This is a genomic window from Streptomyces sp. NPDC058678 (assembly GCF_042714835.1).
Taxonomy (GTDB): Bacteria; Actinomycetota; Actinomycetes; order Streptomycetales; family Streptomycetaceae; genus Streptomyces.
The window spans coordinates 489,867-516,025 of the sequence record NZ_JBHXSG010000001.1 but is presented as its reverse complement, the minus strand read 5'-3'; the positions used below and the strand labels follow the sequence as shown (position 1 = coordinate 516,025).

The window sequence follows — 26,159 nt, the reverse complement described above, 5'->3', positions numbered from 1 at the left end:
TCACTTCAGCAGCCTCGACAGCCGCCGGTCCGCCAGTGGCTTGCCGCCCGTCTGGCAGGTCGGGCAGTACTGGAGCGAGCGGTCGCTGAAGGAGACCTCGCGGATGGTGTCGCCGCACACCGGACAGGGCTCGCCGGTGCGGCCGTGGACACGTAGCCCGGTCTTCTTCTCCGCCTTGAGACGGCCGGCCGCCACCCCTCGGGAGCGCTCGACCGCCTCCGTGAGGGTGGCGCGCAAGGCCTCGTACAGGCGTCCGGTCTCCTCGGGCGTGAGGGACGACGTCGGCTTGAACGGGGACATCCTCGCCGCGTGCAGGATCTCGTCGCTGTAGGCGTTGCCCACGCCCGCGATGAGGCTCTGGTCGCGCAGGGCTCCCTTGATCTGCCGTCGTTCGCCCTTGAGCAGGGCGGCGAGGCGGGCCTCGTCGAAGTCGTCGGCGAGCGGGTCCGGGCCGAGCCGAGCCACGCCCGGGACCTGCTGGGGGTCCTGGACGACGTACACCGCGAGGCGTTTCTGCGTTCCGGCCTCCGTCAGGTCGAAGCCCGCGCCGGTCTCCAGGGCAACGCGCAGCGCGAGCGGGCCCTTGCCGGGGCGGGGCGGGCCGTCCGGGAGCCTGTCCTTCCAGTGGAGCCAGCCGGCGCGGGCCAGGTGGGTCACCAAGTGCGGGCCGCCGTCCGTCTCCAGGGCGAGGAACTTGCCGTGCCGGTGCACGGCGGTGACCTCGCGGCCCTCGAGGGCGGTGAGCGGCGGGTCGTACGTCTTCAGGACACTGATCGCGACGGGCAGCACCCGGACGATCTCGTGGCCGACGAGGTTGTCGGTCAGGAAGTCCTTGAGCGCTTCGACCTCGGGCAGTTCGGGCATACGTCCAGAGTGCCACCGCGGGCCGTGGCGCTCAGGTCAGCCGTGGTCGGGCACCACGAACTCGCACCACACGCACTTGCCGCCGCCCCGCGCCTCCACGCCCCACGCGTCGGTGAGCAGGTCGACGAGGAGCAGGCCCCGGCCGGACACGCCCGACTCGCCCGCCTCACGGCGCCGGGGCAGGGCACTGGAGGAGTCCTCGACCTCGACGCGCATCCGGCGGTCGCTGCCGGTGAGGACCCGCAGGGTGACGATCGCGGAGCCCTCGGTGTGCATCAGGGCGTTGGTGATCAGTTCGTCGGCCACCAGCTCGATCTCGTCGGAGAGGTCACGGGCCTCCCAGGCGCCGACCGCGACGCGGATCATGTGCCGGGCCTCCGTGAGCGCCTCGGGGTCGCCCGGTGCCACGTGCTGCTGGAGACGGCCCTGGGACCGTGGCGTGTCCAGGCCGCGGCGGCGCAGCAGGAGCAGGGCGACGTCGTCGTCGCCGCCGCGATCCTCGGCCACGTCGATGAGGCGGTCGGCGAGGTCGCGGACGTCGTCCGGGCCGGTGGCGATGAGGGCCGTCAGGGTCCGCATGCCGTCGTCGAGGTCGGCGCCGGGCTGTTCGACCAGGCCGTCGGTGCACAGCAGCAGGGTTTCGCCGGGATCCAGTTCGAGGGTGGCGACGGGGTATTCGAGGCTGCCGAACTCGGCGGACAGACCGAGCGGCAGGCCGCCCTCCACGAAGACGCGGCGGCAGCTGCCGTCGGGGCGGCGCACGAGCGGGTCGATGTGGCCGGCCCGGACCACCTGGACCACGCCGGTGGTCAGGTCGGCCTCCGCGTACAGGCAGGTCGCGAAGCGGTCGGTGTCGAGTTCGTGGAGGAACACGGAGGCGCGGGCCATCACCGTGGCCGGGGTGTGGCCCTCGGCGGCGTACGCCCGCAGGACGATGCGCAGCTGGCCCATGACGGCGGCGGCGTGCGTGTCGTGACCCTGGACGTCACCGATGACAGCGCCGACCCGGCCGCCCGGCAGCGGGATCACGTCGTACCAGTCGCCGCCGATGTCCCGGCCGAGGGCGCCCGCGGCACTGCCGGCGCGGTAGCGGACGGCGACGTCGGCGCCGGGGACACTGGGGATGGTGCGCGGCAGCATGGCCTGCTGGAGGCCGGTGGCGAGGTCCTTGTCCTGCTCGTAGAGCATGGCTCGCATGAGGCTCTGGGCGATGCTGCTGCCGAGCGCGACCAGGACGTTGCGGTCCTCCGGCGAGAAGCCGCGCCGGTCGCTGTAGAGCAGGCCCATGGCGCCGATCGGGCGAGCCTCGGCGATGAGCGGGAGGTAGGCGGCGGAGGTGATGTCCAGGTCGGTGATGTGCGGCCACAGGACCGGGTACCGGTCCGCGAACTCCTCGGGCGACTCGATGAAGCGGGGGCTGAGGGTCCGGACGGCCTCGCTCATCGGGTAGGGCTCGTCGATCCGGGTGACGTCGGTGCCGGGGACGAAGCTGCCCTCCGGGCCCTCGGCGACCAGCCGGATGCGGCCGGCCTCGACCAGGCCGAAGACCAGGCTGGTGGCACCGAGGTGGGTGAGGCCCTGGGTGTCCTTGAGGACGTCGATGACGTCCTGGACGGTACGGGCATGGGCGAGGGCGGCCGTGGTGAGCTGCACGACGTTGGTCTGCCGGCGCCTCGCCTCGTCGTGGGCGGCCTGCTCCCGGCGGGACTCGATGTCGTCGAGTTCCTGGGTGGCGTCGCGGACGATGCCGATGATCCGCCGCGGGCGGCCCGTCTCGTCGCGTCGGATGTAGCCCTGGGTGTGGGTCCACCGAAGGCCGCCGTCGCGGCAGCGGAGGCGGAAGTAGGTGCCGTAGTTCTCGCTGCCGTCCTTCATGGCGCGGGCGACCAGGGCGTCCAGTCGGTGGGCCTCGGCCGGCGGGAACCGGACGGCAAGGGTCGTCGGGTTCCCGTCGTACTCGTCGGGGCGCAGGTCGAAGACCTCGTAGGCCCGGGCGTCCATGTGGAACAGACCGGTGTCCAGGTCCCAGTCGAAACTGCCCATGCGGTTGAGCGCCAGGATCGGATCCGGGTGGGCGGGCCAGTCGTCCGGGAGTGACAGGGCGCTCGCTCCCCGATCAACCATGTGGCCACCTTGCCAGGGTTCGTCCGATTCTTCGACCGGGGAGACGGGCCGGTCAGCGCGTTCGGTCAGCTGTCGGAGACACCGGTGGCGCCGCCGGAAACACGGTCCGCGCCGGCCGGGTCGTCGGGGATCAGGCCGCCGCCGTCGGGCGGGTCGGGGCTGTCCGGCACGCTCTGGGGGCCAGTCTCCTCCGGGGAGTCGAGGGAGTCCGGGCGGCTGCCGGGGCCGTCCACGGTCGGCTCCTGCGGGATCGTCGTCCCGGAGCCGGGCACGCTCGTACCGTCCGACGGGACGAGCGGGCTCTCCGGCTGGCCCGCGGGGGGTTTGGCCGTGGAGGGCTTGGGCGTAGAGGGCTTGGCCGCAGGGGGGTTGGCCGTGAGGGCGGCCGTGGGGCAGTCCGCAGGCGCGCCTGTGGGCGGATCCGAGGGCAGGCCCGCGGGTCGGTCTGCAGGCGGGTGCCTGGGCAGGTCCGCGAGCGTGCCCGTCGGCAGGCCCGCGGGCGTCCCCTTAGGCAGGTCCGCAGGCACGCCCGTAGACGGATCCGAAGGCGGGTCCGAAGGCTGGTCCGAAGGCTGGTCCGTAAGCGGGTACCTGGGCAGGTCCGCGAGCGTGCCCGTCGGCAGGTCCGCAGGCCCGCCCGTAGGCGGATCCGAAGGCGGGTACCTGGGCAGGTCCGCGAGCGTGGCCGTCGGCAGGTCCGCGGGCGCGCCCGTGGGCGGATCCGAGGGCAGGCCCGCGGGTCGGTCTGCAGGCGGGTGCCTGGGCAGGTCCGCGAGCGTGCCCGTCGGCAGGCCGGCGGGCCTCCCCGTAGGCAGGCCCGCGGGCGCGCCCGTGGGTTCGTCGGTCGGTACGCCGTCCGTGTCGGCCGGCGTGACGGTGGGGGTCGCGCAGTCGGTCGTCTCCGGGGAGGACGCGCTGCTGTCCGGGGACGGGGACGGAGGCAGGGTCGGCGGCACCGGGTCCGGGGCGGGCACGACGCGGTCGTGACGGACGTCGTGGCCGATACGCCGTTCTATCCAGGTGTTGTCGACGACGTCGATGATCGTGACGTCGTCGATGACCCGGGAAGTCGGCGCCACCACGATCACCTGGGCGGGCCGGAATCCGGCCCAGGGGCGGCCGGTGGTGCCGTGGCCGCCCGGCATCGCCTCCGGCGGCTTGAGGGGGTTGCCGCAGGCGCAGCGCACGCGTGGCACGCCCCGGTTGTCGACGAGGACGGCGGTGCCGGCCTGGAGGACGGACTGGTGGCTCGTCGCCCGGCCGTCGCGGTAGCCGTGGTTGGTGACCCGGGTGTCGGCGCGCAGGGCGACCGGAGCCAGTCCGCGCAGGTAGGCCGGGATCGAGGCCTCCGCGATGCCCTCGGCCCGGGCGAAGGCGCGGGCCCTGGTCCGGTCGCGGGTCAGCTGGTCGATCTGCCGGTCGACATCGCAGCTGCCGACCCGTTCGGTGCCGGTGTAGAGCCCGGGTGTCTCTCCGGACACGGACCGCAGGGCGGCCGAGCCCGAGCGGTCCGGTTGCGGTGTTCGGGTGACCGGGGACGGCGTGGCCGCCGCGGTCGCCGTGGAGTCCGTGAAGGGCTCGGGCCCCGGGGCCGCGGCCGGCTGCAGGAAGAGCTCCCCGCTCGCCCTCGCGTCCTTGTGCTCACCGCCGCCGCACCCGGCGACGAGGAGCGCCGCCGAGAGCGCGCAGGCCGTGACGAGCGTTCCGGTGGGTATGCGCACCACACTCTCCCGTCCATACCGGGCAGTTCGTCACTATTGTCTGCTTCACTCACTTGGGTTACGCAAGTGGAGCCGAGGTACACGGAGAGTCACCCGGGTTCCGGCGCGAGCGTGGAGAGCGGGAGCATGGAGAGGAGGAGCACACGGCCGTGGACTGGTTCACCGCATCCGAGTACTGGATGAGCCGGCTGGTCTTCCAGCGGGCTCTGGCCGTCCTGTACCTCGTGGCGTTCCTGACGGCGGCCCTGCAGTTCCGTGCGCTGATGGGCGAGCGTGGCATGCTGCCGGTTCCCCGCTTCGTCGAGCGGATGCCCTTCAAGCGCGCTCCGAGCCTGTTCCAGCTCCACTACTCGGACCGGTTCTTCGCGGGCTGCGCGTGGACGGGCTGCGCGGTGTCTGCGGCGCTCGTCGCGGGACTCGACTCACTCCTTCCCCTGTGGGGCGGGATGGTGCTGTGGCTGGTGCCGTGGGTGCTGTACCTGTCGATCGTGAACGTCGGCCAGACGTGGTACGGCTTCGGCTGGGAGTCCCTGCTGCTGGAGGTCGGCTTCCTCGCCGTCTTCCTCGGCAACGACGAGGTGGCCCCGCCGGTCCTGGTGCTGTTCCTGCTGCGCTGGATCCTGTTCCGCGTCGAGTTCGGGGCGGGTCTGATCAAGATGCGCGGCGACGAGTGCTGGCGGAAGCTGACGTGCCTGGACCACCATCACGAGACGCAGCCCATGCCGGGCCCGCTGAGCTGGTTCTTCCACCATCTGCCCAGGCCCCTGCACCGGGTGGAGGTGGCCGCCAACCACGTCACCCAACTGGTGGTGCCCTTCCTTCTGTTCACCCCGCAGCCGGTCGCCACGGCGGCGGCCTCACTGATGATCCTCACCCAGCTGTGGCTGGTGCTCTCGGGCAACTTCTCCTGGCTGAACTGGATCACCATCGTGCTCGCGGTCCCGGCGGTGGAGCTCCCGGCCGATCCGCCGTCGGTACCCGGCACCCCGCTCTGGTACGAGGTGCTGGTCCTCGCGGTCGCCGCGCTGCTGGCCGGGCTCAGCTACCACCCGGTCCGCAACATGCTCTCCCGCCGCCAGGTCATGAACCGCTCCTTCGACCCGCTGCACCTGGTCAACACCTACGGCGCCTTCGGGAGCGTCAGCCGGGTCCGCTACGAGGTGGTCGTCGAGGGCACGGCCGACGGCGTGCCGCGCGAGGACTCCGACTGGCGGGAGTACGAGTTCAAGGGCAAGCCGGGCGATCCCCGGCACTGGCCGCGCCAGTTCGCGCCGTACCATCTGCGCCTCGACTGGATGATGTGGTTCGCCGCGCTGTCGCCCGCGTACGCCGGATCCTGGTTCGGCGCCCTGGTGGAACGGCTCCTGGAGAACGACCGCGACACGCTGAGACTGCTGCGCCGCTCCCCCTTCCCGCCCGACGCCCCGCCCCGCTACGTCCGCGCCCGCCTCTTCCGCTACCGGTACACCACGTGGCGTGAGCTGCGGGAGACGGGCGCGTGCTGGGAGCGGACCTACGTACGGGAGTACCTGCCGCCGACGCGGCTGGCGGAGGTGGCTCAGAGGTCGTAGACGCGGGCGGCGGTGGTCTCGAAGATCCGGGTCCGTTCCTCGGGAGCGACCAGGTGCCGTGCGAGTGCGAGCACTTCGTCGTACGTCGCCTCGGTCGTGCACACCGGCCAGTCCGAGCCGAACATCAGCCGGTCCGGGCCGAAGGCGTCCCGTACCGTGTCGGCGTACGGACGCAGGTCGTCGACGGTCCAGGAGCCGGGGGCCGCCTCGGTGACCAGGCCGGACAGCTTGCAGACCGTGTTGGGCAGGGCGGCGAGGGCGCGGACGTCGGACGCCCAGGGTTCCAGGGCGCCGGAGGCGATGGGCGGCTTGCCCAAGTGGTCCAGGACGAAGGTGAGTTCGGGCAGGGATGCCGCCGCCTTGGCGCAGGCCGGCAGCTGATGGGGCAGGACGACCAGGTCGTAGACCAGTCCCGCCTCGGCGACGGCGGTGAGTGAGCGCCGGACGTCCGCACGCAGCAGCCACTCCGGATCGGGCTCGCCCTGGACCTGGTGCCGGATGCCCTTGAGGTACTGCCCGCCCGGGAGTTCCCGCAGGCGGGCCAGCTCGTCGGCGACGCCGGGGCGGGTGAGGTCGGTCCAGCCGACGACGCCCGCGATCAGCTCGTGACCGGCCGCGAGGGCGAGGAACTCCGGGGTCTCCTCGGCGACCGTGACCGTCTGGACGAGCACGGTGCGGTCGACTCCGGCCGCCTCGGCCTCGGGTACGAGGTCCGCGAGGGTGAAGTCCCGTCCGAGCGGGCTGTGTTCGTCGATCCAGTCCTGGTCCCGGACGGACAGGTCCCACACGTGGTGGTGCGCGTCCACGGTCACGGCAGCTCCCACACGACGGGCAGGCCGGCGTCCGTGCCCTCCCCGGAGTAGTCGTGCACCACGTCGAGGAGCTCGGCCATGCGGGCCTGCCAGGCGACGTTGACCGGCAGCTTCTCCAGTTCGGCGAGGAGGCGGGTGTAGTCCTCGCACTCCAGGACGTGGAAGAGGTCGGTGCCGCTGCGCCAGATCGTCCAGGAGGTGGCACCGGCGGCGCGGATGGCGTCGGTGAGCTCGGCGGGGACCTCGCGGTGGGCGGCCTCGTACGCGTCGATCCGGTCGGCGCGGACCTTGGTGTGCAGGGCCACTCTCATGACGGCTCCTCGGTGGGGACGGGGGCTTCGGCGGGCAGGAGGCCGGTGTCGCGCGCCTCCTGCCAGAAGGCTGCGGGGACGGACGCCACGAACTGGTCGGCGCAGTCGTGCACCTCGGCCGCCGAACGGACGCCGACGAGGACGCTCGCGACCGTGGGATGGGCGGCGCAGAAGGCCAGCGCGGCGGCTCGCAGGGTGGTGCCGTGGCGGTCGGCGAGGGACTTCAGGCGCAGGGCACGGTCCAGGACGTCGGCCGGCGCCTGGGCGTAGTCGTACGTCGCTCCCGGGCGCGGGTCTGCCAGCAGGCCGGAGTTGAAGGCTCCGCCGATGACGACGGAGGTACCGCGTTCGACGGCCGCCGGGAGGAGTTCGCTGAGCGCGTCCTGGTCGAGCAGGGTGTAGCGGCCGGCGCACAGCACCACGTCGACGTCCGTGTCACGGACGAAGCGGGTGAGCATCCCGGACTGGTTCATGCCCGCGCCGATCGCACCGACCAGACCCTCCGAGCGGAGTTTCTCCAGGGCCGGGTAGCCCTCCCGGAAGGCCTGTTCGGCGTGGTCGTCGGGGTCGTGGAGGTAGACGACGTCGACACGGTCGAGGCCGAGCCGCTCCAGGCTCGCCTCCAGCGTGCGTCGTACGCCGTCGGCACTGAAGTCCCACACACGGCGGTGGGTGGCGGCGACCGCGAAGCCGTTCGCCAGATCGTCGCCGCCCTGCTCGGTGGGTTCCAGACGGCGGCCCACCTTCGTCGACACCGTGTACTGCGCGCGAGGGTGCTCGCGCAGGGCCGCGCCGAGGCGGCGTTCGGACAGGCCGATGCCGTAGTGCGGGGCGGTGTCGAAGTAGCGGACGCCTCGCTGCCAGGCCGCGGACACGGCCTGGTGGGCCTGCTCCTCGCCGACCTCGGTGAAGAGGTTGCCGATGGCGGCGGCGCCGAAGGCGAGCTCGCTGACCTGGACGCCGCTGCGGCCGAGCGTGCTCACTGTCCCGCCGGCCGCAGTCGCAGGCCCTGCATCCCGCCGTCGACGGCGAGTGAGGTGCCCGTGGTGGCGCCGGACAGCGGGCTCGCCAGGTAGGCGATGGCGCCCGCGACCTCGTCGGCCGTGACGAGGCGGCCGGTGGGCTGGCGGGCCTCCAGGGCGGCGCGTTCGGCGGCCGGGTCGGGAGCCTTGGACAGCAGGCGGCCGATCCACGGGGTGTCCGCCGTGCCGGGGTTCACACAGTTGACGCGGATGCCCTCGCGGACGTGGTCGGCGGCCATGGCGAGGGTGAGCGAGTACACGGCGCCCTTGGTCGCGCTGTACAGCACTCGCTGCGGCAGGCCCGCGGTGGCCGCGATGGACGACGTGTTGACGATCGCCGCGTGCGCGGACTCCCGCAGGTACGGCAGGGCGGCGCGGGCGACGCGGACCATGCCGACCACGTTGACGTCCAGGACGCGGTGCCACTCCTCGTCGTCGTTGTCCTCGACGGTGCCCTGGGCGCCGATGCCCGCGTTGTTGACCACGACGTCGAGTCCGCCGAGGTCGGCCGCCGCGGCCGTGACGGCCGCGCGCACGGAGGCGTCGTCGGCGACGTCGGCCCGGTAGGCGAGCAGCGGCTTCTCCACCGACGAGGGGTCGAGGTCGAGTACGGCGACCTGGGCCCCGCGCGCCGCCAGCAGCTCCGCCGTCGCCCTGCCGATGCCGGAGGCGCCGCCGGTCACCAGGGCCTTGAGGCCCTCGAAGTCGCTCATGCCGCCTGTCCCTTCTTGTTCTCGTTGTTCTGCGTCTCGAGGTCGGCGGCCCAGAAGGCGCCGTCGGGAAAGGTGTACCGCGCGATGGACTCCGGTCGCATGGCGGCCGAGAAACCCGGCGTGGTGGGTGCCGTGTAGTGCCCCTCACGGATGACCACCGGGTCGACGAAGTGGTCGTGCAGATGGTCGACGTACTCGATGACCCGGTCCTCGGTGGTGCCGGAGAGTGCCACGTAGTCGAACATCGACAGGTGCTGGACGAGTTCGCACAGGCCGACGCCGCCCGCGTGCGGGCAGACCGGCACGCCGAACTTGGCCGCGAGGAGCAGGACGGCCAGGTTCTCGTTGACGCCGGCGACGCGGGCCGCGTCGATCTGCACGATGTCGAGGGCACCGGCCTGGAGGAGCTGCTTGAAGACGACCCGGTTCTGCACGTGCTCGCCGGTGGCGACCTTGACCGGGGCCACCGCCTTGCGGATCGCCGCGTGGCCGAGGACGTCGTCGGGGCTGGTGGGCTCCTCGATCCAGTACGGGTCGAACTCGGCGAGCGCCTTGGTCCAGCGGATCGCCTCGTCGACGTCCCAGCGCTGGTTGGCGTCGATGGCCACGCGGATGCCGGGGCCGACGACCTGGCGGGCGACACGGCAGCGCCGTACGTCGTCGGCGAGGTCGGCGCCGACCTTGAGCTTGATCTGCCGGAAGCCGTCGGCGACGGCCTCGGCGGCGAGCCGGGTGAGTTTCTCGTCGTCGTAGCCGAGCCAGCCCGGGGAGGTGGTGTAGGCGGGGAAACCCCGGGCGAGCAGGTGGGTGGTGCGTTCGGCGGCGCCCTCCCTGCCCTTGCGCAGGAGCTTCAGCGCCTCCTCGGGCGTGAGCGCGTCGGTGAGGTAGCGGAAGTCGATCTGGCCGACCAGCCACTCGGGATCGGCCTCGGCGAGCAGCCGCCACAGCGGCTTGCCGGCGTACTTGGCCGCCAGGTCCCACACGGCGTTGGTGACCGCGCCGATCGCCATGTGCATCACGCCCTTCTCGGGCCCGAGCCAGCGCAGCTGGCTGTCCCCGATCAGGTCCCGGAAGAGGGAGCCGGGGTCCGCGCACAGCTCGTCGACCGACCGCCCGACCACATGGTGGCGCAGCGCGTGGATCGCGGCGACCTGGACCTCGTTGCCCCGCCCGATGGTGAAGGTGAAGCCGTGCCCCTCCGGCCCGCCGCCCCCATCGGTACGCAGCACGACGTAGGCGGCCGAGTAGTCGGGGTCGGGGTTCATCGCGTCGGAGCCGTCGAGCTCGCGCGAGGTGGGGAAACGGATGTCGTAGGTGTCGACCGCGGTGATGCGGACGGGCGTCGCGGACACTGAGGGCCTTTCGGTCGGTGACGGGGACATGGCGGGATCAGTCCTGGGCGCGCCCCGTCGTCACGCGGGCGATCATGAGGGCGACCAGGATGATGCCGCCGTAGATGGCCTGGATCCAGAAGGACGGCACCTGGGCGAGGGTGAGCAGGTTCTGCACGACTCCAAGCAGGAGTACACCGGTCAGGGCGCCGAACATGGTGCCCTTGCCGCCGTCGAGGCTGATGCCGCCGATCACCGCGGCCGCGAACACCGTGAAGATCATGTTCTGGCCCTGGTTGGCGCTGATCGCGCCCACGTAGCCGGTCTGCATGATGCCGCCGACGGAGGCGAGGACGCCCGCGACGACGAACACGCCGAGCATGACGCGTTCGACGCGGATGCCGGCCGCGCGGGCCGCGTCCGCGTTGCCGCCGATGGCGTACAGGGCCCGCCCGATGCGGTGGTACTTGAGGATGAACCCGGCGAGGGCGAAGGCGATCGCGGCGACCCACACCGACATGGGGATGGTCAGGAAGGTGGTGGTGGCGAGGGAGTAGAAGCTGTCGGGCATGCCGAACAGCGTCTTGCCCTTGGTGGCGCCGACGAGCAGACCGCGCAGGACGATGAGCATGGCGAGTGTCACGATGAACGCGTTCAGCTTGAACTTGACGACCAGGACGCCGTTGAAGGCGCCGATCGCCCCGCCGACCACGAGGACCGCCAGCATGGCGAGCACGGCCGGGAACTCCGTGCCCCAGCCGGACTGGGCGACCGGCAGGACGAGGAGGGCGCCCACGGCGGGCGCGATGCCGACGACGGATTCGAGGGACAGGTCGAACTTGCCGGTGATCAGGACCAGCGACTCGGCCAGCACGACCATCGCGAGCGCGGCCGAGGCGCCGAGGATCGAGATGAGGTTGCGTTCGGTGAGGAACGAGTCGTTGACCACGGCACCGAGCACCATGAGCAGCAACAGGGCGGGGACGAGGGCGAGTTCGCGGGCCCGGCGCAGTAGGACGGTCCTGGCCGACCGGGCGGCGGGGGTCTGGAGCGGCGCGAGCTGCGGGGCCTTGGTGTCAGCCATGGTCCACTCCTTCGATGGAAGCGATCAGCTCGTGGTCGCGCCAGCCCGCCGGATGCTCGGCGACCACGCGGCCGTGGAAGAGGACGAGGACGCGGTCGCAGCGTCTGAGGTCGTCGAGTTCGTCGGAGACGACGAGGACCGCGGTGCCGTCGTCGCGGGCGCTGTCCACGCGGGCGAGCAGGGACTCCTTGGACTTCACGTCGACGCCCGCGGTGGGGTTGATGAGGACCAGCAGGCGCGGGTCGGAGGCGAGGGCGCGGGCCATGACGACCTTCTGGGCGTTGCCGCCGGACAGGTCGGAGACGGGCTGGTCGGGGCCCTCGGCGTGGATGTCGAGGCGGTCGATCAGCTCGGTGGCGAAGCCGCGCTTGCGGTCGGTGCCGACGAAGCCGAAGCGGCCGAGCCGGTCGAGGACACTCATGGTGGCGTTGTCGCCGATGGTCATGCCGATCACGAGTCCCTGGGCGTGCCGGTCACGGGGCACGCAGCCGACGCCGGCTTTCAGCGTGGCCTGCACATCGCCGAAGGGGAGCCGCTGTCCGTCCAGTCGAGCCGTGCCGCCGCTGGGTTTGTGCAGTCCCGTGAGCGATTCGGCGAGTTCGATCTTGCCACTGGCGCTGGATCCGGCGAGTCCGACGACCTCGCCGCGACGGACGGTCAGGTCGACGTTCTCGTACGACTGGGAGGTCAGGCCGTGCACGTCGAGGAGGACGGGGGCGCTGACGTCGGCCTCCCTGACGGGCGCGGCCTGTTCGGCGATCGACTCCCCCGCCATGGCCTCGACCAGGGCCGCGCGCGGGAGGTCGGCGACCGGTGCCGTGGTGATCCAGCGGGCGTCACGCAGCACGGTCACGGTCTGGCACACCTCGTACACCTCCTGGAGGTGGTGCGAGATGAACAGGAAGGTGACCCCGGACTTCTGCAGGGCGCGCATCCGGCTGAAGAGCCGCTCGATCTCCCGGTTGTCGAGCTGGGCGGTCGGCTCGTCGAGGACGATGAAGCGGGCGCCGAAGCTCAACGCCCTGGCGATCTCCACCATTTGGCGGTCCTCGACCTTGAGGTCCGCGGTGCGTGCCTCCGGATCGACGTGGACGTCCCAGGCGGCGAGGAGCTCGGCCGCCTCGGCCTTGAGCCGGCGCCAGCTGATGAAACGCCGCTTGAGCGGCTGCCGGTTGATGAACAGGTTCTCGGCGACCGTCAACTCGGGCACCACGGTGGGCCTTTGGTAGACGCAGGCGACCTTGCGGCGCCAGGCGTCGCGGTCGGCGAGCGGGGGCGCCGGTTCGCCGTCGAAGCGGACCGTGCCCTCGTCGGGGGCCTGGAGGCCGGTGAGGAGGGTGACGAGGGTGGACTTGCCCGCGCCGTTGCGCCCGACCAGGGCGTGCGACTCGCCGGGCAGGACGGTGAGCCTGCCGTCGGCGAGGGCGGTGGTGGGGCCGTAGCGCTTGACTATCCCCCGCGCTTCCACAAGTGGTGTGCTCATCCGACCGTGTTGCCCCACAGCTTGGGGTCGTCGACGTTCTCCTTGGTGACCAGCGGCGCGGGCAGCTGGTCCTCGAGGATGCCGCTGGGCAGCTTCACGATCGTCGAGTCGTGGTCGGTGGGCCCCGGCTCGAAGGTCTTCCCCTGCATCGCCGCCTTGATGTAGTACATGCCGTACTTGGCGTACAGGTCGGCGGGCTGGGAGACGGTGGCGTCGATCTCGCCCTTGCGGATGGCGTCGAACTCCTGCGGGATGCCGTCGTTGGAGACGATGGCGATGTGGCCCGCCTGGCCGACCTTCTTCAGCATGCCCTTCGACTTGAGGGTCTGCAGGGTCGGGGCGAGGTAGACGCCGCCGGCCTGCATGTAGATGCCCTTGATGTCGGGGTTGGCGTTGAGGAGGGTGTCGAGCTTCGAGGCGGCCGTGTCCGACTCCCACTTGGCGGGGATCTCCAGCACCTTCAGCTTCGGGAAGTCCTTCTTCACACAGGCGCGGAACGCCTCCGAGCGCTCGCGGCCGTTGACCGAGGCGAGGTCGCCCATGATCTGTACGACCTTGCCGGAGGAGATCTGTCGGCCCAGGTACTGGCAGGCCTTCTCGCCGTACGCGACGTTGTTGGCGCGTACGACCATGGCGACCTTGCCCTTGTCCGGTGCCACGTCGACCGCGACGACCGGCACGCCCTTGCGCTCGGCCTGGTCGAGGCCGGCCTCGATGGCGGCACTGTCCAGGGGCGCGACGACCAGGCCCTTCACGCCCTGGTTGAGCACGTTGTTGATGTCGGTGATCTGCTGTGAGGGGTCGCTGTTGGAGTTGACCGTCTTCATCGCGTCCACCCCCTCGGACTTCGCCGTCTTCGGCACGTAGTCGTTGTACGACTGCCAGAACGGCGAGGTCAGCAGCGGCAGGATCACGCCGACCTTGCCGGTCCCGTCCCCTCCCGCGTCGCCGGCCGAGCCCGCGGTGTCCTTGGTGCTGCCGCACGCGGCGAGCACGACCGAGGCGCCGGTGACCGCGGCCACCGCACCGAACGTCCGAAACCTGTTCCGCTTCCCCACTGTTCTGCCGGGCATCTTGCGGCTCCTCATCGAGCGTGTTCGAGCAGATGACCGCATACTTATCAGACCACTCGGCGGGAAGAACAGTCTTCGACGGCACATTTCCCGGAGTTTTGGCCGTAGTGGTATGACCACTCTGATGGTTAGACTGCGCCACACCTGGTGAGTGGAGGAACGGCGTGGACGAGACGGCCCCGCAGAAGGGCACCGTGACGCAGCGCGCCATCGAGCGGATCAAGGCGATGATCGGCGAAGGGCGGCTGGAGCCGGGCCAGCGGTTGCCCACCGAGCGCGATCTGGCGGTCCAGCTCGGCATCTCCCGCAGTTCGATGCGCGAGGCGATCCGCGCGCTCACGGTGCTGGGCGTGCTGGAAGCCCGGCACGGTTCGGGCATCTACGTGACGCAACTGGAGGCAGGCGACCTGCTGGAGACCTTCGGTGTGGTCGCCGACCTCTCGCGCGGCCCGCGCCTGGTGGAGCTGCTCGAGGTGCGCCGCATCCTGGAGTCGACGGCGACCGCCCTGGCAGCGGCCCGGATCACCCCGGACCAGCTCGCCGAGGTCGAGAAACACCTCACGGCCATGAACGCCACCGAGGATCCCGAGGAGATCCTCGCCCACGACCTGGCCTTCCACCGCGAGATCGCCACGGCCGCGGGCAACGAGACCATGGCCGCCATCCTGGACGGCCTGTCCTCCCGCACCTTCCGTGCCCGTGTCTGGCGCGGCTACCAGGAGGAGGGCGCCTTCGCCCGCACCCGCCGCGAACACGCGGCGATCCACCGCGCGCTGGTCGCCCGCGACCCGGAGGCGGCGCGGGCGGCGGCCGCCGCGCACGTGGGCGAGGTGGAGCAGTGGCTGCGCTCCCAGGTGGGCGACGGCATCCGCTGAAGGTGCGCCTCGGTACCCCGGCCCCGATCGGGGAACACTGGCCGTATGCGCTCGACGGGAACGCTCTGCGCGGCCGCCGCGACGGTGCTGGTGGCCGCGGTCGGCTGCACCGGAGGCGGTGACGACGGTGACGCCGCCCGCACCGGCCCGCCCGCGCCGACCGCCACCACGAGCCGGGCCCCCGCCGTGACGCCCTCCCCCACCCGAACACCCGTCGACCCGGTGTCGATCCCGGGCTTGATCCAGCGCAAGCACCAGAGTTCCGACCTGCGGCTCGGCACCGTCCTCGCCCGCACCGACGACTACACCGGTTACCGGGTGACGTACGAGGTCGACGGGCTGACGATCTCGGGCCTGATGAACATCCCGACCGGCAAGGGCCCCTTCCCCGCGCTGGTCCTGGCCCACGGCTACATCGACCCGGCCGTCTACACCACCGGCCGGGGCCTCGCCCGCGAACAGGACCTGCTGGCCCGCGAGGGCTATGTCGTCCTGCACACCGACTACCGCAACCACGCGGGCTCGGACGACGACCCGGACAACGACGTCAACCTGCGCCTCGGCTACACCGAGGACGTCATCGGCGCGGCGCTGGCCCTGCGCTCGTCCGGTCGTCCTGAGATCGACGGCGACCGCATCGGACTGCTGGGCCGGTCGATGGGCGGCGGCGTCGTCTACAACGCCCTGGTGGTGGCTCCAGGGCTGTTCGACGCCGCCGTCGCCTTCGCGCCGGTCAGCTCGCGCCCGGCCGAGAACATCGACCACTTCCAGCGGCCCGACGACGACCCGGTCGTCGCCGAGATCGAGGCCGAGCACGGCACCCCGAAGGAGAATCCGGCGTTCTGGCGCGCGGTCTCACCGGTCACCTACGTCGACCGCGTGACCGAGCCACTGCTCATCCACCACGGCACCGCCGACGACACGTGCCCCCTCGCCTGGACGAAGCAGACGGTCGCCGCGTTCGAGGCCGCGGGCAAGGACGTCGAGCTCCGTACGTACACCGGCGAGGGACACACGTTCGGACCGCAGTGGCCGCGCTCGATGGCCGCAACCACGGCGTTCTTCGAGCGCCACCTGCGCTGAGGCCTCTCACAGGCGGGAGCGGTACAGCCCGAACTCCGCGATCCGTACGGCCGCCCGCGCCCCCGTCACCCGCATCCGCCACCGCCGCGCCCGCACCGGGGCCGCCAGCAGCAGGATCCGGCTCGCGCCGACGGTCCCCGCCCGGGCCACCTCCACCCAGGCGCCGTCGCGATACGCCTCGACCACGAAACTCTCCACCTGCTGGCCGAGCCGCACGTCCTCCGCCAGCCGGATCCGGTCCACCTCGTGTTCCGCGCCGAGGTCGACGGTGACGCGCCCGGGCGAGACGGTGGTCCGCGCGCCGCTCGCCAGGTCCTCGGGCAGCTCCCGGTCCACCCGCTCACGGAACTCCCGCAGACGGGCCACGTCCGCGGCGGGCAGCAACCCGTCGGTGTCCGGCGGGACGTTGAGCAGCAGCACCGAGTTGCGGCCCACGGACCGGAAGTAGATGTCCGTCAACTGCTCGACCGTCTTGGGCTGTTGGTCGGCGTGGTAGAACCAGCCGTCCCGGATGGACACGTCGCACTCGGCCGGCCACCACTGCAGGTAGTCCGCCACCGGCCGGGCCTGGACGAGCGCGTCCCGGCTGCCCATGTCGGGAGCGTCGTAGGAGAGCGCGTAGTCGGTGCGCCCGTAGTCCTTCTCCTGGACCGGTACGACGCTCCACTCGTCGTCGCGGGCCAGCCCGCCCTCGTTGCCGACCCAGCGCACGTCGGGTCCGGACACGGCGATCGCGGCGTCCGGGGCGAGCGAGCGCACGAGGGTGTACCAGCTGTCCCAGTCGTACTTCTCGACCTTGTCGGCGGGGATGCGCCCCTGGGCGCCGTCGAACCACACCTCGTCGATCGGGCCGTACTCGGTGAGGACCTCGTGGAGCTGGTTGAGCATGTGGGCGCCGTAGTCGGTGGCCGGCAGGGTGTACGACCGCCGCGGTGTGCGGTCGTCGCCGTCGACGGGGGTGGGGACGGTGCGCGCGGAGCGGGCGCTGCCGTTGGCGTACACGCCGTGCAGGTACTGGTTCTCGTCGGCGGGCGAGATGTAGACGCCGACCTTGATGCCGTGACGACGCATGGAGTCGGCGAAGGAGCGCAGTACGTCGCCGTGTCCGCCCCGCCAGCTGCTGGACGCCACGGTGTGGTCGGTGTAGCGGGAGGGGTAGAGGACGAAGCCGTCGTGGTGCTTGACGGTGAGGATGGCGAGTCTGAAGCCGCCGTCGCGGAGGGCTGCTGCCCACTGGTCGGTGTCGAGGCCGGCCGGCTGGAAGACGTCGGGGTTCTCGTCCCCGGTGCCCCATTCGAGGCCGGTGAAGGTGTTCACGCCGAAGTGCAGGAACGCGGTGCGTTCCAGGCGCTGCCAGGCGATCTGCCGGTCGGTGGGCCGTACTTGGGAGGCCTTGCGGACCAGGTCGGCCGCGGTGTCGTCCGGGGAGACGGGGATGCGATGGCGGGGGTCCTCCTCCGCGGCCGACGACGGGAGGGCCGGGACTCCGGTCACGGCGAGTGCGGTGGCCGCGGTGACGAAGAGGCGTCGGGAGACGGTCATGGGTGGGGCTCCTCGCGTCAGTGGGCGGTCAGGTGCCAGCGGGCGGGCGGCCGTTGGTCGGGCGGGTACTGCACGAGCCGGCCGTCGCCGCTCACCGTGACGGCCATCCGTGTGATCGCACTGGTCAGGCGGTAACCGCCCTGGGCGGGCTCCAGCACCCAGCGCTGCATGGTGTTGGTGGCGTCGCAGGTCTGCGGGCCGGCTTCGGCACCCGGCTGGAGCGGGACGTTGAGCGTGAGCTTTCCGCCGCGTATCTCCAGGCAGCCGTCGGCGGTCCGCAAGGTCACGTAGCCGTCGGCCGTGCGCCGCACCTCGGCGTCGAAGGACCGGCCGTCCGACGCGAAGGTGTACGTCCCGTCCGGCACCGGCACCCGGGTCAGGTCCCGCCATCCCGGAGCGTGCCCGACGGCGGTGCCGCGCGCGGTGAATCCGGCGTAGTCGGTGTCGGGGTGCGGGGCGCCCCAGGTGGCCTGGGCGATGTGCCGCAGCGCGGGCCACAGGGCGACGGAGACCTCGTTCTCGGTCTCGCCGCGGCCGTTGTCGGGCCAGAGGCTGATCTTCGCCCCGGTGATGCCGTCGCCGGAGGCCAGTTTCTCGCCCTCGAAGCTGCGCGGGTCCCAGCTCTGGTCGTACAGGCCCTTGGTGTCACTGTGGAAGCCGCCGCGGACGAGGTACAGCGCGTAGGCCGCGTTCATCAACGGGTAGCCCTGTGCGAGCAGTCGGCTCGGCTTCGTCGTCACGTTCAGCCAGTGCTCGACGGTCGTGCCCGCGGCCACCGGCACGGTGTTGGCGCCGGTGAGGCCGTCGTTCCAGATGCGCAGTTTCCTGCCCTTGGCCGCCGCGTAGGCGTGGACGCGGTTGACGAAGTCGATGAACGCGTCCTGGGGTGTGGCGTCCGGGCCGTACCTGTCCTGGGCGTATCGCAGGACCTGCGGGTACTTGGCGAAGTCGGAGCCGAGCATGTACTCGTCGGCTCCCATGTGCCAGGAGCCGGCGGTGAAGACCTGGGCGTACTCGTCGATCAGACCGGTGTAGTAGTCGAAGGCGGCCGCCTGGGTGATGTCGAGGCGCGAGGGCTGCTTGTTGCCGTCGGAGTCGGTCAGTTGGAGATCCGGCCGGTTCTCGATCCACGGGTCCATGTGTCCGGGGGAGTTGATCTCGGGGATGATCTCGACGTGGTACCGGTCGCCGAGGGCGACGAGGCGGCGGATCTCGTCCTTGGTGTAGTAGCCCCAGGTGTTGGCCTCGGGGTGGACGTCGCTCTTCACCTTGAGTTCGAGGAGCAGCTGGTTGAGCTTGTGGTACGCCATCTCGCGGACGAGGTTCTCCAGCCACGGCAGCGAGATGTGGACGTAGCAGGCGCAGACGCCGACGCCCCGCTCGCGGTAGCGCGGCACGTCGACGGTGCGTCCGGCGGGGATCCGGTCGCCCTGCGCGAGGAGCTGGAGGAGGGTCCGGGTGCCGTGGAAGGCGCCGGTCTCGGTTCCGCCGGTCACCGAAAGCCGCTCCCCCGCGCGGAGTTCGTAGCCCTCGTCGCCGAGCGCCGTCCGGGACGGCCGTACGCCGATAACGATGTCACCGTCGCGGGCGCCGCCCTTCACGACGGGTACCGTGCCGTGGCCCGCCGCCCTCAGATCGTCGGCGAGGGTGCCGGCGACCCGTCGTTCGGCCGGACCGTCCGCCACCAGACGTGTGCCGTGGCGGAAGACGTAACTGCCGGAGGCGGGGGTCCAGTCGGTCAGAGCGGGGACGGTGACCGGGGGGCCGGGCTCCTGCCGCGCGACCGCCGGAACCGGCGCCAGGAGCACCATCAGCACCGCCATGACGCCGATCAGTCTCAGCCGTTTTCTCATGAGCGACTCCCATTCATCGGAGGCCTGATGATTGGCTCGCCCTCCCAGCCTGTCAACGGGGTCCCATGACACTGAAGTTGGGCCATTGATCGGATGACCTGCCGGGTCAGTCGAGGGGGTCCACCGCCGGACCGTGAAAAGTCCAAGAAGACCGGTCGGAATGTCCAAGCGCGAGTGCTCTCGACTCGGCGCCCGCTCCCGTGCAGAGTTCTCCCCAGTACTCGCGAGTAGCCCTGAGGAGCCCCCGTGACCAGCTGGGTCGGCCGGACCGCCGCCGAGATCGCCGCCGCCGTACGGGAGAAGCGGGCCACGCCCCGCGAGGTGGTGGCCGAGCACCTCGCCCGGATCGAGCGGCTCGACGCCCGTGTCGGGGCCTTCCGGGTGGTCCGGGCGAAGGCCGCGCTCACCGAGGCCGACGAGGTGGCCACGCGGGGCGATCTGAGCGACCTGCCCCTGGCGGGCGTGCCCGTGGCAGTCAAGGACAACCTCGCCGTGCGCGGCGAGACCATGCGCATCGGCTCCGCGGCGACGCCCGAGACGCCCGCCGACGAGGACCATGTCACCGTGGCCCGGCTGCGGGCTGCCGGTGCGGTGGTCGTGGGGCTGACCAACGTGCCCGAACTGTGCGTCTTCGGCACCTCGGAGGGCGTCCACGGCACCGCCCGCAACCCGTGGGACACCTCGCGCACGGCCGGCGGCTCGTCCGGCGGCAGCGCGGCCGCGGTCGCCGCCGGACTGGTGCCGATCGCGCTGGGCAACGACGGCATGGGCTCCCTGCGCATTCCCGCGGCCAACTGCGGCCTGGTCACCATCAAGCCGGGCCCCGGAGTGGTCCCGGCCGGCATCAGCGAGGGCGACTGGTTCGGCATGTCCGAGAACGGGCCCCTGGCGACCACGGTCGAGGACACGCGTCTGATGCTGTCGGTCCTCGCGGACACCGGCTTCGTACGACGGGACGCGTCCGCCACGCACAGGGTGGCCGTCTCCCTGCGCAGTCCGATCGCCGGCGTCGCCGTCACCGGGCCGTACACGACAGCGGTCCGGGAGGCGGCGGAGCTGCTGATGAAGGCGGGTCACCAGGTACGCCGGGCCGACCCGCCGTACCCGCTGTCGCTGAGCTTCACCTCGCTCGCCCACTGGACGGCCGGCACAGCGGTCGACGCGCGGGGTCTCGACCGGCGGCTGCTGACGCGGCGCACCCGGGTGCACGCGACGGTGGGCCGCCGTTTCGTGAACACCGTGCGGTCCGGGGAGGGACGTGAGGCACTGCGCCGGCGGCTGGAGCCGTTCTTCGCCGAGCACGACGTGCTGCTCACCCCGGCGCTCGCCCGCCGCTCCCCCAAGGCCGCGGCCTGGCACGAGCGGGGCTGGCTGCGCAACGTCCTGGCCAACACGAACTACTCGCCCCTGACCCCGCCGTGGAACCTGACCGGCTGGCCGGCGATGTCGGTCCCCTTCGGCACCCTGCCCTCCGGCGCCCCCTGCGCCGTGCAGTTGGTGGGGCGGCCGGGGTCGGAGGCGGATCTGCTCGCCGTGGCCGAGCAGTTGGAGGAGCGGCGTCCGTGGCAGCGGACGGCGCCGCTGCAGTAGAGGAGCGCTAGAGGTGCGCTAGAGGGCCTTGTACATGATGTGCAGGCCCACCCGGCCGTGCCGGGGGTGTTCGTAGGCGTCCGGGACCGTACCGAGGATGGTGAAGCCGAAGGAACTCCACAGCTTCACGGCCGGGTTGGTCTCGACGACGGCGTTGAACACCATGCCCCGATAGCCCTCGGCCCGCGCCGCGTCCAGGACGTGCTCGGCGAGGGCGCGGCCGAAGCCCCGGCCGCCCTGGTCGGGGTCGACCATGAAACCCGCGTTGGCGATGCGGGCGGCGGGGCCGCCGTAGTTGGCGGTGAGGTAGGCGGAGGCGACGAGGACACCAGTGTCGTCCTCGACGACGTAGACGCGTTTGCCCGGGGCCATCCACAGGGCGCGGGCCGCCTCTTCGGAGGTGTCCGGGTCCCAGGTGTAGGTGTCGGCGGCGGCGACGATCCGGTGCCAGAAAGGCCAAATCCGTGGCCAGTCCTGGGCCACGGCTTCTCTGATCAGCATGGGCGTGAGTTTCGCACGCCCATGCGTTCGGCGATCGCGACGACGGGTTCTGCCCGGGCGTCAGTCCACGCTGGGCAGGATGTGGGGCTCGGCGAGGTCGTCCTCGTAGCCCGCCAGGCGGATGGGGGCGGACCGGGCCCACACGTCGAGGCTGCCGATCTCTCCAGGTCGGCGGCCCGCACGCTCCGTGCGTTCCTTGGGGCGTTGCTCGCGACTCGATTTTTCCGGTGTCACCGCGCACTCCTTATGTGTCGGGTCACCCTCGGGGCGTTTCCTGCCCAGTCTGCGACCAGGTACCAGACGCCCGCTTGGGTGTGGCTAGAGGCAGTCGGACGCGGTGGCGTCGGTTGCTCGTACGAGAGCAGGCCGTTGTGAACGGGCGTGTCCCATGACGGACCTTGGGTGTGGGTAGGACCCCGTACAGCTGTCCGTCCGCTACAGACTAACCAAATGAGCGCCAGGCCGCTCGATAGGGCTGAAAACAAAGGGTAACTATCCGAAGTCGGCCCGTGTTTCCCTGGGGACAGTTTGCGACGGTTTGTTACATAACACGCGGTTTGAGGGTCGCTCGAATGGCCTACGCCACCGAACAGGCGACGCGGTTCGGATCCCGCCATGAGACGGTACGCCGATGACGTCGTCGTACGGACCGCAAGGGCACCGAGGACTTCAGGCACTCCAGGGCAGGACCGCGATCGTCACCGGCGCCACCCGCGGCATCGGGCGGGCGGTGGCCCGGGAGTTGAGCGAGGCCGGGGCGCTGGTGTGCGTGACCGCCCGCGACGCCGACGCCGTGCGCCGGACCGCCGAAGAGCTGGGCGGCATCGGACTGGCGGGCAGCGTGGCCGAACCGGCCCACCTGCGCGAGGTCACGGAGCTGGCCCTGCGCGAGTTCGGACGGATCGACGTGCTGGTCAACAACGCGGCGACCAACCAGCCGTACGGACCGCTGATGGAGGTGGACCCGGACGCCTGGCGCGAGGCGTTCGCGGTCAACGTCGAGGCCGCCCTGCGGCTGGTGCAGTGCGCGTGGCGGGCCTGGATGTGCGAGCACGGCGGCGCGGTGGTGAACGTCTGCACGGAGGGCGCCGGGCATGTCGGGCCGGGCGTCGGCGCGTACGGCACCAGCAAGGCGGCCCTGCTGCACCTGACCCGGCAACTCGCGGGCGAACTCGCGCCCAAGGTGCGCGTCAACTCCGTCTCCCCCGGCCTCGTACGCACCGAGATGGCGCGCTTCGTGTGGGAGCCGGGCGAGCGGGACGTGGCGGCGGGGCTGCCGCTCGGGCGGATCGGAGAACCCGAGGACGTGGCGCGGGCGGTGGTGTGGCTGGCGTCGGACGCGGCGCAGTGGGTGACCGGGGCGGACCTGCTGGTGGACGGGGGCACTCGGGTGCGGGCCGCGTCCGCGGCGTCGGCGCCGTACGCGGTGCACGAGCGGCTGCGGGCCCAGGCACCGCCGGACGCCGGCGGAGAAGCGCCCGGACACCGCTGAACACGACACGCCTGCGTGGTGCCCGAGATCAAGGCGGCTACGCGATCGCCCCCGAAGGGCGACAGGCCCGAGGGCGGGCCTGCATGGAGTCGAACCAGGAAGTACGCGTGACCATCGCACCGGGCACACCGGCGTTCGCTTCTCACGGTAGGCCGCGGCGCCCCGACCTGCCAGCCGATTAACTCACTACCACTTGCCCGGCGCGTAGTCCTTGAGGAAGACGCCGTACACGTCGTCGCCCTCCTCGCCGCGGACGATCGGGTCGTAGACGCGGGCCGCGCCGTCGACCAGGTCGAGGGGGGCGTGGAAGCCCTCCTCCGCGAGGCGCAGCTTGTCGTAGTGGGGCCGCTCGTCGGTGATCCACCCGGTGTCGACCGAGGTCATGAGGATGCGGTCGGCCTGGAACATCTCCTGGGCGCTGGTCCGCGTCACCATGTTCATGGCGGCCTTGGCGGCGTTCGTGTTCGGGTGGCCGGCGCCCTTGTAACCGCGGCCGAAGACACCTTCCATCGCCGAGACGTTCACGACGTGCGCGCGTCCGCTCGTCGCCTGCCTGGCGGCGGCGGCCATGACCGGGCGGAGCTTGCTGATCAGGATGAACGGCGCCGTGTAGTTGCACAGCTGGGTCTCGAGAAGCTCCACCGGGGAGATCTGCTCGATCGTCTGCACCCAGGTGTTGCTGTCGACGACGTCGGGGACGAGGCCGCCCGCGTCGATGGCGGTGCCGTCGAGGTGCCGGGCGACGCTGGCGTTGCCCGCGACCAGGGCGAGGTCGGCGACCTGCTGCGCGTCCATGCCGGAGATCCCGGCGGGCAGCGCGGCCAGGCCGTCCACCGCGCCGGAGCCGAAGGCGCCGATGACGTGGTGGGCGGGCAGCTCACCGGCCGGCAGCGGGGCGCTCTCGCCCTCGACCAGGGCGGCGTAGGCGGAGGGCAGACGGCGCACGGTCTGCGTCGCGTTGTTGATGAGGATGTCGAGGGGGCCCGCCTCGGCGACCTGGTCGGCGAGGGCCACGGCCTGCGCCGGGTCGCGCAGGTCGATGCCGACGACCTCCAGGCGGTGCATCCAGTCCGCCGAGTCGTCCATGGCCTTGAAGCGGCGGATGGCGTCCTTCGGGAAGCGCGTGGTGATCGTCGTGTGCGCGCCGTCACGCAGCAGCCGCAGCGCGATGTACATGCCGATCTTGGCGCGGCCGCCGGTGAGCAGGGCGCGCTTGCCGGTGAGGTCGACGCGGGCGTCGCGCTTGGCACGGTTCAGGCGGGCGCAGTCGGGACAGAGCTGGTGGTAGAAGTAGTCGACTTCCACGTACCGGGCCTTGCAGGTGTAGCAGGAGCGCGGGCGCTGGAGTATCCCGGCGATCTGCCCCTCCTCGGTGCCCGACGACGGCAGGATGCCCTCGGTCTCGTCGTCGATGCGCTGGGCGGAGCCGGTCGCCGTGGCCTCCGTGACCGCCTTGTCGTGCGCGGTCTTGGCGGCCCGGCGCTCCTGGCGGCGGCGCTGCTTGACGCTGCGGTAGATGCCGGCGGTGGCGCGGCGCACGGCGATCGCGTCGGGGTGGTCGACATCCAGCTTGTCGAGTTCCTCGAGCACGGCGAGGCAGACGGCAAGCCGGTCCGGGTCGATGCCGGGACCGTAGACGATCTCGTCCGTGGTCGCCGAGCCGTTGTCTGTCACCGTCATGGCCGCTGCCGTTCCCTGGGTGTTTCGTGCGGCGCTCCGACGGCGACGCGTTCGAACCGGGGATTTTACGGAGCGCCGGGCCATAGCACCAAACCCGTGGTGATCACGGGTCGCAGGCGGTGATCAGCGTCTCCACCTCCTCGGTCACGGCGAGGGCCAGACGATCGAGGTCCGGTACGGCCTCGGCGTCGGCGACGAGTCCGTAGTGCACGCGCCCGCGGTAGGTCGAGATCGCGACCGCGAGGGACTGCCCGCGGGCCAGCGGGGCGAAGGGATAGACCTCGGTGACGGGGTTGCCGCCGAGCTTCAGGCCGATGCCCGGCAGCGGCACGCTGGTGACCAGGATGTCGAACCACAGCCGCGCGGCCTGGCTCATCAGCGGTCCGCCGATCCGGTGGCCGAGCGCGGGGACGTGGTCGGCGAGCAGGGCGACGGCGCCGGCGCCCCGGTTGGGCCCGGCGTCCTTGTTGCGGTCCATGGCCGTGCGGACCGTGGCGAGGCGGCCGAGCGGGTCCGGGTCGGCGACGGGGAGCCGCATCAGGTACCCGGAGAGCCGGTTGCCCTGCGGGTGGGCGGTGCGCGGGCGGCGCCTGGACACGGGGATCAGGGCGCGCGGTGCGACGCCCTCGCTGCCGTCGCCGCGCTCGTCCAGCCAGCGGCGCAGGGCACCGGCGACGACGGCGATCAGGACGTCGTTGACGGTGCCGCCGACGGCCTTGCGCACGCGGTGCACGTCGTCGATGTCGACGACCACCCCGGCGGTGCGGCGGGTACCGGTGGACTGGGCGGTGAGGGCGGCGGAGGTACGGACGTCCAGGGTGGAGCGGGCGACCGAGGTGCCGATGTCGAGGGCCCGGCCCACGTCGGACAGGGCGCCGCGTACCAGCTCCGGCAGTCTGCGGACGTCCGGGAGGAGGCCGCGCGCCGGCTCGGCCGGTCGGGGCCGCCGGGCCGGCACGTCCATCGGGTCCAGGACCGCGGCGGCGAGCGTCAGGGCGCGCAGGCCGTCGGCCAGGGCGTGGTGGAACTTGAAGAGCACGGCGAACGAGACGCCGTCCTCCCCGGGCAGCACGTGCGCCTCCCACGGCGGCCGGTCCCGCTCCAGCGGCCGCTGCATCAGCCGGCCCGCCTCCGCCTGGAAGTCCGCGGTGGGGGCGTGCAGGGTGACGTGGTCGAGCGGGTCGAAGTCCGGAGCGGGCTCACGCGCCGCGCCGCCGAAGGCCCCCGGGAAGCCCAGGGGCCACACGTCCCGGATCCGCATCCGCAGTCCGGGCACCGCGGCGGCCCGGGCGGCCAGCAGGTCGGCCGCGTGGGCGCCCGCGGTGGGCGAGTGTGCCGTGAAGACGCCGAGTGCGCCCAGGTGCATGGGGTGCTCGGCGGATTCCATGTTCCAGAACGCCAAGTCGAGAGGTGCGAGCAGGTCAGGAGTCAATG

22 protein-coding genes are annotated in these 26,159 nt (G+C 71.8%); 5 read left to right on the top strand and 17 right to left on the bottom strand.

Annotated elements, in window-relative coordinates; all coding sequences use genetic code 11:
• The 3 genes from ACFWWR_RS02165 to ACFWWR_RS02155 form a co-directional block, all read right to left on the bottom strand.
• Entirely contained in the window at nt 1-864 is an 864-nt protein-coding gene (locus ACFWWR_RS02165) for an Fpg/Nei family DNA glycosylase (RefSeq protein WP_383861420.1), read from the bottom strand.
• A gap of 36 nt (nt 865-900) precedes the next feature.
• Nucleotides 901-2,988: a SpoIIE family protein phosphatase gene (locus ACFWWR_RS02160; RefSeq protein ID WP_383861416.1), complete on the bottom strand. Its 2,088-nt coding sequence runs from the start codon at nt 2,986-2,988 to the stop codon at nt 901-903.
• Nucleotides 2,989-3,053: 65 nt separating this feature from the next.
• On the bottom strand, nt 3,054-4,709 hold the full coding sequence (locus ACFWWR_RS02155; RefSeq protein WP_384301480.1) for a DUF6777 domain-containing protein: 1,656 nt from the start codon (nt 4,707-4,709) through the stop codon (nt 3,054-3,056).
• 149 nt (nt 4,710-4,858) lie between these two features.
• On the opposite strand from ACFWWR_RS02155, the gene ACFWWR_RS02150 reads away from it, so the two are divergent.
• On the top strand, nt 4,859-6,280 hold the full coding sequence (locus tag ACFWWR_RS02150; protein WP_384301478.1) for a lipase maturation factor family protein: 1,422 nt from the start codon (nt 4,859-4,861) through the stop codon (nt 6,278-6,280).
• Here ACFWWR_RS02150 and ACFWWR_RS02145 read toward each other — a convergent pair.
• Genes ACFWWR_RS02145 through ACFWWR_RS02110 form a run of 8 tightly spaced genes read right to left on the bottom strand, consistent with a single transcriptional unit; the run spans nt 6,268 to nt 14,109 of the window.
• A complete protein-coding gene (locus ACFWWR_RS02145) occupies nt 6,268-7,092 on the bottom strand; it encodes an amidohydrolase family protein (protein WP_384301476.1) in 825 nt (274 codons plus the stop codon). The genes ACFWWR_RS02150 and ACFWWR_RS02145 overlap by 13 nt on opposite strands.
• Nucleotides 7,089-7,403, bottom strand: a complete 315-nt coding sequence (locus ACFWWR_RS02140) for an L-rhamnose mutarotase (protein WP_383861407.1) — start codon at nt 7,401-7,403, stop codon at nt 7,089-7,091. Before ACFWWR_RS02140 ends, ACFWWR_RS02145 begins: the two co-directional genes overlap by 4 nt.
• Nucleotides 7,400-8,386 carry an aldo/keto reductase gene (locus ACFWWR_RS02135; protein WP_383861404.1) on the bottom strand — a complete coding sequence of 329 codons (987 nt, stop codon included), beginning with the start codon at nt 8,384-8,386 and terminating at the stop codon, nt 7,400-7,402. Before ACFWWR_RS02135 ends, ACFWWR_RS02140 begins: the two co-directional genes overlap by 4 nt.
• Entirely contained in the window at nt 8,383-9,138 is a 756-nt protein-coding gene (locus ACFWWR_RS02130) for an SDR family NAD(P)-dependent oxidoreductase (RefSeq protein WP_384301474.1), read from the bottom strand. Before ACFWWR_RS02130 ends, ACFWWR_RS02135 begins: the two co-directional genes overlap by 4 nt.
• Complete coding sequence (locus ACFWWR_RS02125; RefSeq protein WP_383861398.1) at nt 9,135-10,520, bottom strand: L-fuconate dehydratase; 1,386 nt, start codon at nt 10,518-10,520, stop codon at nt 9,135-9,137. Before ACFWWR_RS02125 ends, ACFWWR_RS02130 begins: the two co-directional genes overlap by 4 nt.
• A gap of 7 nt (nt 10,521-10,527) precedes the next feature.
• Complete coding sequence (locus ACFWWR_RS02120) at nt 10,528-11,553, bottom strand: ABC transporter permease (RefSeq protein ID WP_383861395.1); 1,026 nt, start codon at nt 11,551-11,553, stop codon at nt 10,528-10,530.
• On the bottom strand, nt 11,546-13,036 hold the full coding sequence (locus ACFWWR_RS02115) for a sugar ABC transporter ATP-binding protein (RefSeq protein ID WP_383861392.1): 1,491 nt from the start codon (nt 13,034-13,036) through the stop codon (nt 11,546-11,548). The genes ACFWWR_RS02120 and ACFWWR_RS02115 overlap by 8 nt, the downstream gene beginning before the upstream one ends.
• Nucleotides 13,033-14,109: a sugar ABC transporter substrate-binding protein gene (locus ACFWWR_RS02110; RefSeq protein ID WP_384301472.1), complete on the bottom strand. Its 1,077-nt coding sequence runs from the start codon at nt 14,107-14,109 to the stop codon at nt 13,033-13,035. The genes ACFWWR_RS02115 and ACFWWR_RS02110 overlap by 4 nt, the downstream gene beginning before the upstream one ends.
• A 164-nt stretch (nt 14,110-14,273) precedes the next feature.
• On the opposite strand from ACFWWR_RS02110, the gene ACFWWR_RS02105 reads away from it, so the two are divergent.
• Both ACFWWR_RS02105 and ACFWWR_RS02100 read left to right on the top strand, forming a co-directional pair.
• Complete coding sequence (locus ACFWWR_RS02105; RefSeq protein ID WP_383861387.1) at nt 14,274-14,984, top strand: FadR/GntR family transcriptional regulator; 711 nt, start codon at nt 14,274-14,276, stop codon at nt 14,982-14,984.
• Between the two features lie 45 nt (nt 14,985-15,029).
• On the top strand, nt 15,030-16,067 hold the full coding sequence (locus ACFWWR_RS02100) for an alpha/beta hydrolase family protein (RefSeq protein ID WP_384301470.1): 1,038 nt from the start codon (nt 15,030-15,032) through the stop codon (nt 16,065-16,067).
• A 6-nt stretch (nt 16,068-16,073) separates the two neighbouring features.
• Here the strand turns inward: ACFWWR_RS02100 and ACFWWR_RS02095 are convergent, their stop codons facing one another.
• Both ACFWWR_RS02095 and ACFWWR_RS02090 read right to left on the bottom strand, forming a co-directional pair.
• A complete protein-coding gene (locus ACFWWR_RS02095) occupies nt 16,074-17,609 on the bottom strand; it encodes an alpha-L-fucosidase (RefSeq protein WP_383861381.1) in 1,536 nt (511 codons plus the stop codon).
• Nucleotides 17,610-17,626: 17 nt separating this feature from the next.
• The gene (locus ACFWWR_RS02090) at nt 17,627-19,462 is read right to left on the bottom strand and encodes a family 20 glycosylhydrolase (protein ID WP_383861378.1); all 1,836 of its coding nucleotides are present in this window, start codon (nt 19,460-19,462) and stop codon (nt 17,627-17,629) included.
• Between the two features lie 246 nt (nt 19,463-19,708).
• Between ACFWWR_RS02090 and ACFWWR_RS02085 the strand changes: the two genes are divergently transcribed.
• Nucleotides 19,709-21,052, top strand: coding sequence for an amidase (locus ACFWWR_RS02085; RefSeq protein WP_383861375.1), 1,344 nt, complete (start codon nt 19,709-19,711; stop codon nt 21,050-21,052).
• An 18-nt stretch (nt 21,053-21,070) separates the two neighbouring features.
• On the opposite strand, the gene ACFWWR_RS02080 is transcribed toward ACFWWR_RS02085, so the two are convergent.
• Nucleotides 21,071-21,553, bottom strand: a complete 483-nt coding sequence (locus tag ACFWWR_RS02080) for a GNAT family N-acetyltransferase (protein ID WP_384301468.1) — start codon at nt 21,551-21,553, stop codon at nt 21,071-21,073.
• Nucleotides 21,554-21,613: 60 nt separating this feature from the next.
• The gene (locus tag ACFWWR_RS02075; RefSeq protein WP_383861369.1) at nt 21,614-21,787 is read right to left on the bottom strand and encodes a hypothetical protein; all 174 of its coding nucleotides are present in this window, start codon (nt 21,785-21,787) and stop codon (nt 21,614-21,616) included.
• 397 nt (nt 21,788-22,184) lie between these two features.
• Here ACFWWR_RS02075 and ACFWWR_RS02070 point away from each other — a divergent pair, with 397 nt between their 5' ends.
• Complete coding sequence (locus ACFWWR_RS02070; protein WP_384301466.1) at nt 22,185-23,045, top strand: SDR family oxidoreductase; 861 nt, start codon at nt 22,185-22,187, stop codon at nt 23,043-23,045.
• Nucleotides 23,046-23,231: 186 nt separating this feature from the next.
• On the opposite strand, the gene ACFWWR_RS02065 is transcribed toward ACFWWR_RS02070, so the two are convergent.
• On the bottom strand, nt 23,232-24,725 hold the full coding sequence (locus tag ACFWWR_RS02065) for an SDR family NAD(P)-dependent oxidoreductase (RefSeq protein WP_383861363.1): 1,494 nt from the start codon (nt 24,723-24,725) through the stop codon (nt 23,232-23,234).
• A 103-nt stretch (nt 24,726-24,828) separates the two neighbouring features.
• A complete protein-coding gene (locus ACFWWR_RS02060) occupies nt 24,829-26,157 on the bottom strand; it encodes a wax ester/triacylglycerol synthase family O-acyltransferase (protein ID WP_384301464.1) in 1,329 nt (442 codons plus the stop codon).
• Nucleotides 26,158-26,159: the final 2 nt, after the last annotated feature.

What these genes read in the sequence shown, in the direction of transcription:
- ACFWWR_RS02165 (WP_383861420.1), bottom strand. Translation starts at nt 864, where the DNA reads ATGCCCGAACTGCCCGAGGTCGAAGCGCTCAAGGACTTCCTGACCGAC.
- ACFWWR_RS02160 (WP_383861416.1), bottom strand. Translation starts at nt 2,988, where the DNA reads ATGGTTGATCGGGGAGCGAGCGCCCTGTCACTCCCGGACGACTGGCCC.
- ACFWWR_RS02140 (WP_383861407.1), bottom strand. Translation starts at nt 7,403, where the DNA reads ATGAGAGTGGCCCTGCACACCAAGGTCCGCGCCGACCGGATCGACGCG.
- ACFWWR_RS02130 (WP_384301474.1), bottom strand. Translation starts at nt 9,138, where the DNA reads ATGAGCGACTTCGAGGGCCTCAAGGCCCTGGTGACCGGCGGCGCCTCC.
- ACFWWR_RS02125 (WP_383861398.1), bottom strand. Translation starts at nt 10,520, where the DNA reads ATGTCCCCGTCACCGACCGAAAGGCCCTCAGTGTCCGCGACGCCCGTC.
- ACFWWR_RS02120 (WP_383861395.1), bottom strand. Translation starts at nt 11,553, where the DNA reads ATGGCTGACACCAAGGCCCCGCAGCTCGCGCCGCTCCAGACCCCCGCC.
- ACFWWR_RS02115 (WP_383861392.1), bottom strand. Translation starts at nt 13,036, where the DNA reads ATGAGCACACCACTTGTGGAAGCGCGGGGGATAGTCAAGCGCTACGGC.
- ACFWWR_RS02110 (WP_384301472.1), bottom strand. Translation starts at nt 14,109, where the DNA reads ATGCCCGGCAGAACAGTGGGGAAGCGGAACAGGTTTCGGACGTTCGGT.
- ACFWWR_RS02100 (WP_384301470.1), top strand. Translation starts at nt 15,030, where the DNA reads ATGCGCTCGACGGGAACGCTCTGCGCGGCCGCCGCGACGGTGCTGGTG.
- ACFWWR_RS02095 (WP_383861381.1), bottom strand. Translation starts at nt 17,609, where the DNA reads ATGACCGTCTCCCGACGCCTCTTCGTCACCGCGGCCACCGCACTCGCC.
- ACFWWR_RS02090 (WP_383861378.1), bottom strand. Translation starts at nt 19,462, where the DNA reads ATGAGAAAACGGCTGAGACTGATCGGCGTCATGGCGGTGCTGATGGTG.
- ACFWWR_RS02080 (WP_384301468.1), bottom strand. Translation starts at nt 21,553, where the DNA reads ATGCTGATCAGAGAAGCCGTGGCCCAGGACTGGCCACGGATTTGGCCT.
- ACFWWR_RS02070 (WP_384301466.1), top strand. Translation starts at nt 22,185, where the DNA reads ATGACGTCGTCGTACGGACCGCAAGGGCACCGAGGACTTCAGGCACTC.
- ACFWWR_RS02065 (WP_383861363.1), bottom strand. Translation starts at nt 24,725, where the DNA reads ATGACGGTGACAGACAACGGCTCGGCGACCACGGACGAGATCGTCTAC.